We start from the raw sequence: 12,455 nt of genomic DNA on the forward strand, positions 1-12,455 counted from the left end.
GCACATACGAATGCGCAATATAATGCGCAACAGGCAAGGCGGCAATCGGTCATGAAGATTCGCAATTTCGGCGTCGAGATCTGGATGAATGGGTATGAGAACCATTGTTCGCACAATCTGGCGGAGACTTGCGTCGAATCCCTGACGATCGCGCAATTGCTGGAGATCGCCGGCAAGCCCCAGAGCGCGCTCGACGACCTCTTGGCCATGAAGATGACCTATGGTGCCATCGAGGGCAGCGAGAGGCTGCGCGCCAGCATTGCGGCGACCTATGCCAGGCAGAAAATCGAGAATATCGTGGTGGCCCACGGCGCGATCGGCGCCAACGCCCTCGTGCACGAAACCTTGGTCGAGCCGGGCGACCGCGTGATCTCGGTGCTGCCGACCTATCAGCAGCATTATTCGATTCCCGCCAGCTATGGCGCCGACGTGCAGATCCTGAAACTGCGCGAGGAGAACGGCTTCCTGCCCGATCTCGAAGAACTGCGTCGCCTCGCCCTGCCCGGCACCAAGCTGATCGCCATCAACAATCCCAACAATCCCACGGGCGCGCTGATGGACGAGGCCTTCCTGACCGAGATCGCCGCCATCGCCCGTGCTTGCGGCGCCTATGTGCTATGTGACGAGGTCTATCGCGGCATCGACCAGGAGGGCGACGGCTTCACCGCCTCCATGGCTGATCTCTATGAGAAGGGCATCAGCACCGCCAGCATGTCCAAGGCCTATTCGCTGGCGGGCCTGCGCCTCGGCTGGATCGCTGGCCCCGTCGACCTCATCCACGCCGTCTCCATCCACCGCGACTACAACACCATCAGTGTCGGCATGATCGACGATCATTTCGCTACCATGGCGCTGGAGAACCGTGACAAGGTCCTGGCGCGCAGCCGTTCGATCGTGCGCGGCAACCTCGCCATCCTCGATGCCTGGGTCGCGGAGCAGCCGCGGATCAGCTATCTCAAGCCGCGCTCGGGCACCACGGCCCTCTTGAAATACGACCTTCCCGTCGCCTCGGAAGCCTTCTGCATCCGCCTGCTGGAACGCACCGGTGTGTTGTTCACGCCCGGCAGCGCCATGGACATGGAGGGATATCTGCGCATCGGCTACGCCAATGGCAGCGCGGTCCTGCGGGAGGGCCTCACTCGCGTGAGCGAGTTTCTGAAAGAGTTCGACTAAAGCCCTGCCATAGCGAACATTATCGGCATTTCCAGCCTACCGTCGCCTCAGCACCTCCACCCGCGCGTGCGCGCTGCTGCGCCGGGCGGCCTCGGCCACCTCCCTGGAGACGATGGTCTGCCCGATCGGTGCGATAGCGATGCCGGCAAGCTTGAGGTGCTGGATGCCGAAGGGAATGCCGATGACGGTGATGAAGCAGAACAGCGCCGAGCAGACATGGCCGATCGCCAGCCAGAGGCCGGCGAAGACGAACCAGATCACGTTCCCGATCAAGCCAAAGCCGCCGGTGCCGATATCGTCCTTCTGGTAGAGCTCCCGCCGGCTGATCGCCTCGCGCCCGAACGGAAAGAAGCAGAAGTTCGAAATCGTCAGGCAGGCCCGCCCCCAAGGAATGCCGACAATGGTGATGAAGGCGAGCAGGCCGAGCAGAAACCAGGCGATACCCAGGAAGATACCACCAAAGACGAACCAGATCAGGTTTCCGATCAATCGCATCAGCCTATCCTTCCAATCCACTGAACTTGCTGCTAAATTACTCGACCTAAAACGCTCTAGCGATCCAGCGCTTTGGGCGTGAGAAACAGGGCTAGAGAGCCCTGATGACCGGCAATTTCGTTCCAGTCGCCGATCTCGAAGTCGAGAACGGCAAGGGCAGCGGTAGGAAATTTGCCGCTGAGCGGATCGGCCACAGTCCCCGCTCCTCTCGTCAGGAAAGCCGCGACCTGCTCCAGGCCGGGATTATGTCCGACGACCAGCAGGGTCCCTATCTCGGGCGCCACCGTCCGGATGACGCGCAATATCGCTTCCGGCGGCGCCTCATAGATCGCCCGCTCGAAATGCAGCGTGTGTGGGCCCAGGCTGCCCTCGATCAGGGTCAGCGTCTCGCGCGTGCGGCGCGCGGTCGAGGCGATCACATGATCAGGCAACAGGCTGCGCCGTGCGATCTCCCGCCCCATGCGCGGCGCATCACGCTGCCCCCGCGGCGCGAGCGGACGCTCATGGTCGGAAACGCCGGCGGGATAATCGGATTTCGCATGCCGCAGCAACATCAGGCGTTTCATTGATCATTCACTTAAGATTTCTTCGACAATGCAATGATTTCAGGCCGATATTCGAAATGCATGGTATCGTAATGGTACCACTTTCCGCCCCAGATAAAGCCGTGCTTTTCGAAAACCTCGACAATCTCCATCGGGATGCGGTTCTTGTAGGAGACCTTGTCCGTCTCCTTCTTGGCACCGCCCCAGCGCCAATAATCGGTGAACTTCACATTGATGTCGATCGCCGCGGCATAGGCGTGCATGCTCATGCGCGAGGTGCCGGCGATCACGCGGCAGTTGAAGGTTCCCGCCGAAGGCTTGAGATAGACGTGGAATTTGGCTGGCAGCGCTTCAAGATCACGCGAGACGGCCTCCAGCCGATCGGCAACGCCATTGGCCGTAGCCACGCGTAGCGTGCCGCCTCCCAAGCCGGGCAGCCACTGGATTGTCTTGAGCTTGACCTGCCCTTTCGTGCAGTCTCCATACATGGCATCGAACAGTGCCTGGTTGCGGGCACGGCCGGGATCGTCGGCCGGCGTGGCCGGCTGCTTGTAATGCACCCCAAGCGTATAGGGCATGGCGAACATGTCGCGGATATCGGCCTTTTCAATGCGCTGTTCCGGCGTCTTGCTGGCGAGACCGTTCGAAAGTGCAATGTGCTGGCCGTTCTTCAGGATGAGATCCTTGGCGTCATAGCCGGCGATGAAATCGGGATAGGCCGCCACCAGGGCATCCAAGTCGGTATCGGCCAGCGCCGCCGACGCAAAGGCTGTCGAGATCACGAAAGCCAGCATTCCGGTCCGCATGACACGTCTCATTGGCCAGCCTCGGCGCGCTGGATCAGAGCGACATTGGCTTTCTCGACGGCGCTGAGTTCGATATCCCAGGTCCAGGGACGATACCAGGAGAATTGGGAGAAATAGGCGCGCAATTGCGTGTCCTTCATATAGCGCCCACGGCGCGCATAGATCTCGTTGCGGGCTAGGCGCAATTGCTGCCCCGACAGGCCCGAAATATCATTCCAGTTCAATCGCCTGGTCCCTGATTCCGGCAAAATGAATTCAACCTGACTGTTGCGGGGCGCAGGTGCGGGGTCAACCGGCTCCACCGCAGCCTGCTGCTGGAATTCCGGCTGCGCCTGAGGCTGAGGTTGAGGCTCGACAGCGGGTTGCGTTACAGGCTGAGAATTCGCCTGAGGTTCGACCGTTATCGCCTTGACAGGTTGAGGCGTCTCCATCTTTCCGGCCATGGCGAAGGAACCGATGATGGCCTCGTTCACCCAGGGGGTCTGGCTGCCCTGGGTCGACTGGTCGACATCGGCCCTGACCTGGCCGAACATCTGGCGGATGTCGAGGCCGGGCGTCTCCATATGAGCGAGCAGCGCCGTGGTGAAGGGCGAGTTGCGCCCGCTGCCATCCTGGGCCACCGAGCCCGGCGCCGTCGAAAAGGCGATCAGCGTGCCCTTGGCCGAGGAGGCGTCGAGATCGATGCGCGCCAGCCCGCGTGTACCAGCCCCCCGCGTCAGCTGGCGCGTCAGGGGATTGTCCCGGCACGAATCCAGGATCACGATCTTCACCTTCGGCGCCGCGCTGTCGACCAGTTCCAGAAGCTTGTCCAAGGACAGGGTCTGGGTATCCAGATCGAGCTCGTCCGAGATCTTGGCCGAGACCGGGACGAGGTAATTGCGACCCTTCACCTGCACGCCATGGCCCGAATAGAAAACCACCACGCTGTCGGCATGATCGGCATCGCGCAGGAACGCCCTGAGCCCGTCATTCATCGCCGACAGGTCGCCGTCCTTGACAAGGGTCACCGCATAGCCGATCCGCCCCAGCGCCGCCGCCATGTCGTTGGCGTCATTGGCCGGGTTCACCAGCGGCGTCACCGAGCGATAGGCACTGTTGCCGATCACCAAAGCCGCCTTCTGGGCCGCCAGAGCCTCGCCCCCGACTAGCAAGCCGGCGAGCAAAAAAAGACTCCACATAAAACGTCGCATCATCATGGTCCGACCGGTCCTGCCCCACCTTGGCAGAGTATCACTTTTTGTTAACACATCGAACGCGCGAAAAGGCACATCGAGATGTGCCGGTTCCCGCCGCACAATTTTTCGGGCAGATGCCTGTGGCAGGATTGTCACGCCCTCCAACCGTCTCATGATTCAAGGCAATTTCGCCGATTTCATCCTTGCAACGAAGCAGCGCTTGCGGCCATGAAGGCTGCCACCCAAGTGTTGTGTACGGGATCGGAGAGGCCGTGGATTTGCGCCAGGCAGCCGCCATTGCGAAACAATTCATGCCACGGCCGGGCACACCGGCCAGCCTCGCGGTTCTCGCCCTGTTTGCAGCGACCGGTACGGTTCAGGCGGGCGATGAGTCCCAGCCCATGCAATTCAGCATCGTCGCGTCCGGCAAATCCTGCCCGGGATGCGTGGTGATCAACGCCTCGGGCCAGGTCGTTGACGAAACTTCGCGAAATTTCTCTGTCTTCCTCTCGCAGAACCGCCTGAGCGGCGTCCTGCCGGCGGAACCTGCGGACGGGCAATTGCCGCCCGCCGATGCGCCGAAGGTGGTCATTGCCTTCGAATCGATCGGCGGCAAGGTGCAGCCTGCCTTGATCATGGGACGCCGCATCCGCAAGGCCGGGTGGACGACTGTGATCGGCCAGGCACGCCTTCAGCGCGGTCAGGCTGTCTTCAATCAGGCGGGCTGCTTCTCAGCCTGCACCATGGTGATGCTTGGCGGCACGGCGCGTTTCGTCGTGCCCGGCTCGAAGGTGGGCGTGCATCAATTCTCGCCGCAATTCACCGACGGCGAGAGCTTTGATGCCCGCGAAATGGGGCAGATCGTGCGCGACTATGGCCGAGAGGTCGTCAGCGTCTATGATTTCGTCAAGAATATGGGGGTGAACGAAGCCTTCTTCACCACCACCCTGCGCACCCCGTTCAACAGCCTCGACGTCCTGCCCGAAAGCCAGTGGATCCCGGTCGGGGTCGCCACGGCTCTGCTGCCGGCCTCCGATGAACCTGTCACGGCTTCCAGCCTGCTTGGTGGCGGCGGGACCGACCAGCCCATGGCCGCCGTCGCCAAGCCGAGCGTGGGGCTCAAGACCTCGCCCGGCACCCCGTCGGCCAACCATGGCCGCTGGACCCTCATCCAGGCCGTGGGCCTGCCGGCAACCGCGGAATTTGCCAGCGAGCAATTCCGTGTCGCCCTCGCCTGCCGCGACAACAAGACGGCACGTCTCGAACTCTCCTTCAAGGCGCTAGCGCCACTCGATCTCGAGCGCATGCGTGCCGCTGCCGTGTCGGCCCGCTCGCTGAGGATTGCCGGACGCCAGATTGCAATCGACAGCGTTGGGGCCGCCGGAAATGGCGAGCAGAGCGTTGCCGCTCTGCTCGCCGCCAAGGATGTCAAGGATCTGCCTAGAAGCGGCAATCTCACCGTTGCCGTGCTCAACAAGGCCGGTGAGCCCGTCGGCCGTTCCGAGGCAGTCCCCACCGAGGGCGCCTCGAAGACGCTCGACGACGCCATGGCTGCCTGCGGCGCTTGAATAGCGATGCGCGGACGCATGGGCGCCCGCTATCTCAGGACGCCAAATCCTCTCGGAGCCTCGGCTCAAGCTTCAATGTAGCTTGTCGGCGTCCCAGGCTGCCCGCATGGCATCGTCAACCGAGGCGAAATGCGACGGTACGTCGGCAGTCTCCTGGGCGGTCTCCTCGGCATGCGGCTTCTCTTCGCGAATGACCAGCACCGAGCAACCGGAATGGCGGACGATGGCGCTCGCATTGCAGCCGAGCAGGTAGGTCGCCACACTGGGTTGATGCGAACCGACCACCACGAGATCGGCATGCTGCTCCTCGGCAATTGCCAGCACTTCGTGATAGATACCGCCGATCCGCACAACGCTCTGCACCTGGCCACCCGGCAGCAACACCGTGCGGGCCAGATCGGCGAGGGATCCCTTTGCCTTTTCGGCGACTTCGCCTTCAAAGCTCACGGGCACCGTATCCAGCATCATCAAAGGCATGATCGGCACGACATGGACCAGGGTCAGCGTCGCGCCGGCGGTATCGGCAAGTTTCACTGCGCTGTCGATGGCGAGTTTGGCCAATTTCAGATCCGCAATATCGACAGGAACAACGATCGACTTGAACATCTTGTCTACTCCCGTTGGCCGAGCATGACGCACAGAACAGAATAGACGCTATGGCGTCACGCCTCAGTTGAAAGAGCACGCCCCGACCGTCATCGGACGGCTGTACCTGGAGCAAAGCGCGTTTTGGTAGAAACCCGCTTTTACTCCAGTTCTTTGGTTCGACGCGTCTTTGCGATTTGAAATGCCTCCGTCAAATAGCAAAACGCTATGAATTGATATAGCGCCCCCTGACGAAATGCAAACGCCTGGGATGCCGAAAAGTTCAGAGCACGCCGAGTTTTTTCTGCAGGGAAGAGGATGAGGTTGTGTATTGGAAGGTCAGGCGTTTCTCCGGGTAGATGTAGCGGAAGGCCTTCTGCGCCATCAACGCGCCTTCATGGAAGCCCGAGAGGATGAGCTTGAGCTTGCCGGGATACCAGTTGATGTCGCCGATGGCGAAAATGCCCGGCTGCGAAGTCTCGAAGGTCTCGGTGGAGACCAGCACCAATTCCTCGTTGTGCAGGTCGAGCCCCCAATCCGACACCGGCCCGAGCTTCATGGTCAGGCCGAAGAAGGGCAGCATATGCTCGACCGGCAGGGTATAGAGATTGCCGGTATCCTCCTTGACCACGGCGCCCGAGAGCTGGCCATCCGCCCCTTCCAGGCCAACGACCTGCCCGAATTTCAGGTCCATTGCACCGGCCGCCGCCAGGGCCCGCATCTTCTCCACCGAGTGGGGAGCGGCTCGGAAGGCGTCGCGGCGGTGCATCAGCGTCACGCGCTTGGCGATGGGCTGCAGGTTCAGCGTCCAGTCGAGGGCAGAATCGCCGCCGCCGACGATGAGCACGGAGCGGTCGCGCAAAGCCTCCATCTGCCGCACGGCATAGGAGACCGACTTGCCCTCATAGGCTTCGATGCCCTCGATCGGCGGCTTCTTGGGTTGGAAGGAGCCGCCACCGGCAGCGATCACCACGGTCTTGGTCTCGAAGACGTCGCCGGCATCGGTGGTGACGCGGAACAGCGGATCACCGATGCGCTCGATCGTCGAGATCATGCGCGACAGATGGAAGACGGGCGAGAAAGGCTCGATCTGCTTGAGCAGATTGTCGACCAGTTCCTGTCCTGTGACGATCGGGAAGCCAGGAATGTCGTAGATCGGCTTTTCCGGATAGAGCTCAGCGCACTGGCCGCCGATCTTGTCGAGAATGTCGACCACATGCACCCTGATATCGAGCAGACCGAGTTCGAATACGGAGAACAGGCCGACAGGCCCGGCGCCGACAATGAGCACGTCGGTCTTGATAATCTCAGTCATGATCTGTCCGATGGGTGGTTTAGCGCCTGCTATGGGGCAGCAAGGCTGACCAAAGTCAACGAAGCGCATCGCCTCGTCAACTCCGCAATTGCGATCAAATCAGCGCAGCTAGGGTGAGGCCACCGGAGACAGATCATGACCCGACACGAAACCAGCCTCGCTTATGCCGCTCGTATCGAGCGGGTGATGAGCCATATCGCCGAGCATCTCGACGATCGGCTCGAACTCGACGATTTGAGCGATATTGCCTGCTTCTCGCCCTATCACTTCCACCGCATCTTCGTCGCGGTCACGGGAGAGACGGTGGCGGAGGCTGTGCGGCGGTTGCGCCTACATCGTGCCGCCGTCGAGCTCAACCGCTCGCAGCACACGCTGGCGCGCATCGCCACGCGGGCCGGCTATGGCTCGGTGGCGGCGTTCACCCGCGCCTTCTCGACGGCCTATGGCTCGCCGCCAGCCGCCTATCGGCGTGCCGGCCAGGATCTGCGCCCGGTCCTCCAGCAATCAGGATCTCAAGCCATGCCCCGTGCCACCGCCTTGCGCGAAGCCCTGCATTACAACGTCACCATCGAGGATATTCCGAAACTCAGGCTGGTCACCCTGCCCCATCGCGGCGACTATCAGAAGATCGGCGCAAGCTTCGAGCGCTTGTTCGCCTGGGCCGGCGGCAACGGCCTGCTGCGATCGGGAGCGCGGATGATCGGCATCTATTATGACGATCCCGACAGCAAGCCTCTCGCCGAATTGCGCTCCGAGGCCGGCTTGGCCGTGCCGGAAGACAGCCCGCTCGGCCCCGACATGGCCTGGCGCGAGGTCGGCGGCGGCCCGGTGGCACGGCTGGTGCACAAGGGGCCCTATGCCGATCTCGATGTCGCCTATGCCTATCTTTATCACAGCTGGCTGCCGCATTCCGGACGTCAGCCGGGCGATGCGCCCTGCTTCGAGGAGTATCTCAACGATCCCCGCGGCGCACCGCCTTCCGAATGGCTGACGGCTGTGAACCTGCCCTTGAGATAGTGCCCTCCTGGTTCAGAGCAGCTCGAAAAGGCTGTAGACTGGTCCTCCCGGCCGCCGGTCGCCGACACCCACGGCAAGGATACGGTTGAGCCAATCGTAGTTCGGCGTAGCGGTTTCGAATGCCGCGCTGATGCGGAAATAGTAGTCGGCCGGGTCAACCCGGCCGCCCTTGGCCAGTTCAGCCATCAAGGCAGGAGGACCGTGCCGCAGCCCGCGATAGGACATGCCGATCAGGGCTCCATCGGTGGTCTTGAGGATCAATCGCACGTCCAGTGTCGTGCAGCCATCCTGCCGCATGATCTGCCAGTCGCTGCCGCCCTCGAGCACCTCACCGGACAATCGCTCGCCTTCGAAACGGCCGCCAGCGACGACACCGACACGCCGATCGCCGTTCGGCGTCGTCCCGAAACCGATCGGCTTTGCTACGTCGAGCTCGATCACGAAAAGGGGCTTGGTTCGGATGCCTTTCAGCGCATCGGGCAGTCCGACGAAGGATAGAAAGGACATTTCGAACCACTCCTTGCCAAAGCGTCTTGCCACTTGCCGGAAGCACTTCAAATCGCAAAGACGCGTGAAAATATTGAGTTAGAGAAAAAGTGGGGCTCGGAAAAACCGCACCTTGCTCGCGGGAAGCAACGGATCGCCCACTTTTGAGGCGTGGCCATTCTCAGGGGAGATGTCCGGCGGAAACAAGCCGTCGCCCGCTCACCCCTCGTAGATCACGACGATCTCGCCGATCCCCTCGCAGCTGCCGCGCAGAGTGTCGCCGGGTTTCACCGAGCTGACGCCGGCGGGCGTGCCCGTCATCAGGAGGTCGCCGGGCGCCAGCGCCACATAGCGCGACAGATAGGCGATGGCCTCCGGCACCGACCAGATCATCTGCGACAGGTCTCCCGATTGCTGCACCTTGCCATTGACCGCCACCTCGATCCTGCCCTTGCCGGGGTGGCCGATGCGCGCAGCTGGCACGATGGCGCTGATCGGGCACGACTGGTCGAAGCCCTTGGCAAGTTCCCAGGGCCTGGACAGTTTCTTCGCCTCGGCCTGAATGTCCCGGCGGGTCATATCGAGGCCGACGGCATAGCCATAGACATGGTCGAGCGCCCGTTCGACGGGAACGTCCCGTCCCGCCCGTCCGATGGCCACCACCAGTTCGATTTCGTGATGCAGGTCCGCGGTCTGGCTCGGAAACGGCAGCAGGCCGCCCGGATTGACGGTGTCGGCAGGCTTGGCGAAGAAGAAGGGCGGCTCGCGCGTGGGATCAGCGCCCATCTCGCGGGCGTGGTCGGCGTAGTTACGCCCCACGCACCAGATCCGGTGCACCGGAAAAACGGCGGCCTCACCGGAGACCGCAACGAAGGCCTGTGGTGGCGGTTCAATGACATAGTCCATCGCAAAATCTTCCTGGTTTAATGAGAAAGCTCCGGCTCATCGGGCGGACGAGCGAAAGTCAGTCGAACACTTCCCTCAACCGCTTGACGATATCGGCCACACCGAACCTGACGGGGTCCGTCGTGGGCAGCCCCTCGGCTTCGGCGATATCGGCCAGGCAGGACCTCGCAGCAGCCTCGTCCAGGGCCTGGGTGTTGACGGCGATGCCGATGCATTGAATGCCCGGATTGGTGAGGTGGCCATTGGCGATGGTAGCGTCGATGACGGCGCGAATGCTCGGCAAGGCGGCAGGCACGCCGCGCATGGTCCTGCGGGTCGGTTCATGGCAGACGACGAAGGCGTCGGGCTGGGCACCATGCAGCAGCCCAAGGGTCACACCGGCGAAGGAGGGGTGAAACAAGCTGCCCTGCCCTTCGATCACGTCCCAATGATGGGGATCGGCATCCGGACTGATCCATTCGGCGGCACCGGAGATGAAATCGGCCACCACCGCGTCCACGGCGACGCCGCGCCCCGAAATCAGGATACCGGTCTGGCCCGTAGCGCGGAAATCGGCGTCGAGCCCTTGGGCCCGCATCTCCCGCTCCAGCGCGAGGGCGGTGTACTTCTTACCCACCGAACAATCGGTACCGACGGTGAGCAGCCGCAGGCCGCTGCGCTTGGTGCCCTTGCCGGTGGCGAAACTCCGGCTCGGGATACGCACGTCGTGGAGCTGCCGGCCATGACGCCGGGCAGCTTCGGCAATCTGCGGAAACTCCTCCAGCCTGCGATGCAGGCCCGAGGCGACATCGAGCCCGGCCTCGAGCGCCTCGACGATCACGCTGATCCAGTGCTCCGGCAGGACGCCACCGGCATTGACCACGCCGATCACCAGGGTCTGGGCACCACGCCCGACGCCCTCGGCAATGCCGAGGTCCTCCAGTCCCAGATCCGCCCGGCACCCGGGCAGGCGCAACTGGCCGACACACCAATCCCGGCGCCAGTCGACGATACCCGCCGCAGTCTTGGCGGCAAGCTGATCGGCCACGTCGCCGACGAACATCAGATAGGGCTTTTCGATTTGCATGGGACGGCGACCTTCCTGAAGACCTGCGCGCAGTGGTTGCCGGGTCGCACTCTCACACGCTATCCTGTTGACTGCACAGAAATATTGGCAAAGCGACACGGGGCTTTTTGCGCATCATGCCTGAGAGATTAGTATGACCTGCAGTGATTCCCCCGCAAGAGCCCGTTTCCTAACTTGAAGCCCGAGTCGGACATAGACAACAGCGATCTGACCCAGGCGGGTCCTGCCAGGCTGGCCCCGACGGGCGCCTGGGTCGCGCGCAATTCGCGGCATCTGGAAAAGCTCTCCGCCATCATGATCAAGGCCGCGCCCGCCAATACGGTGGTGGAATTCGACCTGTCCGGCGTCTCCCAGCTCGACACGCTCGGCGGTGTCATCATCGAGAATATCCGGGCAGCCTTCGGTGCGCGCAACTCCACACTCGAGATCACCAACGCCACTAAAGAGCAGGCGATCCTGCTGGCGGAGATCGCGGCCCAGAACATCACAGCGCTCCCCCAGCCGCCGGAAGCGCATCATCTCATCGAGCTCCTGGCCGATCTCGGCCAATCCATGCGCCGGATCATGCATGACGCCGTGAACATGAACGCGTTCCTCGGCGAGACCATGCGCGCGATCGGGCGCCTGATCGCGGCGCGTACGCGCTTTCGCGGGGCCGCGGTGGTGAACCAGATCGAGCTGATCGGCCTGCGCGGCGTGCCGATCATCGCCCTGATCTCCTTTCTGGTCGGTGCCATCCTGTCCCAGCAGATGATCCTGCAGCTGAGCTATTATGGCGCACAGCTCTACGTGGTCCCCGCCCTGGCCGCGTTGATGTTCCGCGAGGTCGGCCTGTTGCTCGCAGCCATCATGGTGGCAGGGCGCTCGGGTTCGGCGATCACGGCCGAACTCGGCTCCATGAAGATGCGCGAGGAGATCGACGCCATGCACGTCATGGGCATCGATCCCATGGAGGTCCTGGTCATTCCGCGCATCCTCGCCTTGATCATAGCCCTGCCGATGCTGACGTTTCTGGCGGCAATGGCGGGTACATTCGGCGGCGCGTTGGTGGCCTGGGGGTATGGCGGCATCACGCCGACCACCTTTCTGCAGAATTTGCGAGATTCGATGACCATGCACACTTTCCTGGTCGGCCTGATCAAGGCGCCCGTCATGGCCCTGATGATCGGCATCACCGCCTGCATCGAAGGCTTCAAGGTGCAAGGATCGGCGGAATCGCTGGGACGTCAGACCACTGCCTCGGTGGTCAAGTCGATGTTCATCGTCATCGTGGTCGACGGCATCTTCGCCATGTTCTTCACTTCGATCAACTTCTGAC

The 12,455-nt window shown here is 62.5% G+C and carries 13 protein-coding genes; 4 read left to right on the top strand and 9 right to left on the bottom strand.

What is annotated here, in order from left to right:
• Positions 1-51 precede the first annotated feature (51 nt).
• On the top strand, positions 52-1,173 hold the full coding sequence (locus ACN6KF_RS10090; protein ID WP_434956714.1) for an aminotransferase: 1,122 nt from the start codon (positions 52-54) through the stop codon (positions 1,171-1,173).
• 36 nt (positions 1,174-1,209) lie between these two features.
• On the opposite strand, the gene ACN6KF_RS10095 is transcribed toward ACN6KF_RS10090, so the two are convergent.
• Genes ACN6KF_RS10095 through ACN6KF_RS10110 form a run of 4 tightly spaced genes read right to left on the bottom strand, consistent with a single transcriptional unit; the run spans position 1,210 to position 4,182 of the window.
• The gene (locus tag ACN6KF_RS10095; protein ID WP_434956715.1) at positions 1,210-1,668 is read right to left on the bottom strand and encodes a YccF domain-containing protein; all 459 of its coding nucleotides are present in this window, start codon (positions 1,666-1,668) and stop codon (positions 1,210-1,212) included.
• A 56-nt stretch (positions 1,669-1,724) separates the two neighbouring features.
• On the bottom strand, positions 1,725-2,234 hold the full coding sequence (locus ACN6KF_RS10100) for a SixA phosphatase family protein (protein ID WP_434956716.1): 510 nt from the start codon (positions 2,232-2,234) through the stop codon (positions 1,725-1,727).
• Positions 2,235-2,245: 11 nt separating this feature from the next.
• On the bottom strand, positions 2,246-3,019 hold the full coding sequence (locus ACN6KF_RS10105; protein ID WP_434956717.1) for a M15 family metallopeptidase: 774 nt from the start codon (positions 3,017-3,019) through the stop codon (positions 2,246-2,248).
• An 8-nt stretch (positions 3,020-3,027) separates the two neighbouring features.
• A complete protein-coding gene (locus ACN6KF_RS10110) occupies positions 3,028-4,182 on the bottom strand; it encodes a caspase family protein (protein WP_434956718.1) in 1,155 nt (384 codons plus the stop codon).
• Between the two features lie 284 nt (positions 4,183-4,466).
• On the opposite strand from ACN6KF_RS10110, the gene ACN6KF_RS10115 reads away from it, so the two are divergent.
• Positions 4,467-5,762, top strand: a complete 1,296-nt coding sequence (locus tag ACN6KF_RS10115; RefSeq protein WP_434956719.1) for a COG3904 family protein — start codon at positions 4,467-4,469, stop codon at positions 5,760-5,762.
• A gap of 72 nt (positions 5,763-5,834) precedes the next feature.
• On the opposite strand, the gene ACN6KF_RS10120 is transcribed toward ACN6KF_RS10115, so the two are convergent.
• On the bottom strand, positions 5,835-6,368 hold the full coding sequence (locus ACN6KF_RS10120) for a universal stress protein (protein ID WP_434956720.1): 534 nt from the start codon (positions 6,366-6,368) through the stop codon (positions 5,835-5,837).
• A 262-nt stretch (positions 6,369-6,630) separates the two neighbouring features.
• The gene (locus ACN6KF_RS10125) at positions 6,631-7,662 is read right to left on the bottom strand and encodes an NAD(P)/FAD-dependent oxidoreductase (RefSeq protein ID WP_434956721.1); all 1,032 of its coding nucleotides are present in this window, start codon (positions 7,660-7,662) and stop codon (positions 6,631-6,633) included.
• A gap of 135 nt (positions 7,663-7,797) precedes the next feature.
• Between ACN6KF_RS10125 and ACN6KF_RS10130 the strand changes: the two genes are divergently transcribed.
• Positions 7,798-8,679 (top strand): AraC family transcriptional regulator, encoded by an 882-nt coding sequence (locus tag ACN6KF_RS10130; protein WP_434956722.1) that lies wholly within the window; start codon positions 7,798-7,800, stop codon positions 8,677-8,679.
• Between the two features lie 12 nt (positions 8,680-8,691).
• Here ACN6KF_RS10130 and ACN6KF_RS10135 read toward each other — a convergent pair whose 3' ends face one another.
• The 3 genes from ACN6KF_RS10135 to dgcN all read right to left on the bottom strand — a co-directional run bounded on the left by ACN6KF_RS10135 (position 8,692) and on the right by dgcN (position 11,137).
• Positions 8,692-9,186 carry a DUF3237 domain-containing protein gene (locus tag ACN6KF_RS10135; RefSeq protein WP_434956723.1) on the bottom strand — a complete coding sequence of 165 codons (495 nt, stop codon included), beginning with the start codon at positions 9,184-9,186 and terminating at the stop codon, positions 8,692-8,694.
• Positions 9,187-9,384: 198 nt separating this feature from the next.
• A complete protein-coding gene (locus tag ACN6KF_RS10140) occupies positions 9,385-10,071 on the bottom strand; it encodes a fumarylacetoacetate hydrolase family protein (RefSeq protein ID WP_434956724.1) in 687 nt (228 codons plus the stop codon).
• Positions 10,072-10,129: 58 nt separating this feature from the next.
• Positions 10,130-11,137 carry an N-acetyltransferase DgcN gene (gene dgcN / locus ACN6KF_RS10145; protein ID WP_434956725.1) on the bottom strand — a complete coding sequence of 336 codons (1,008 nt, stop codon included), beginning with the start codon at positions 11,135-11,137 and terminating at the stop codon, positions 10,130-10,132.
• Positions 11,138-11,311: 174 nt separating this feature from the next.
• Here dgcN and ACN6KF_RS10150 point away from each other — a divergent pair, with 174 nt between their 5' ends.
• Positions 11,312-12,454, top strand: a complete 1,143-nt coding sequence (locus ACN6KF_RS10150; RefSeq protein ID WP_434956726.1) for an MlaE family ABC transporter permease — start codon at positions 11,312-11,314, stop codon at positions 12,452-12,454.
• Position 12,455 lies beyond the last annotated feature (1 nt).

The organism is Labrys methylaminiphilus subsp. lupini (assembly GCF_051161885.1).
Lineage (GTDB): Bacteria > Pseudomonadota > Alphaproteobacteria > Rhizobiales > Labraceae > Labrys.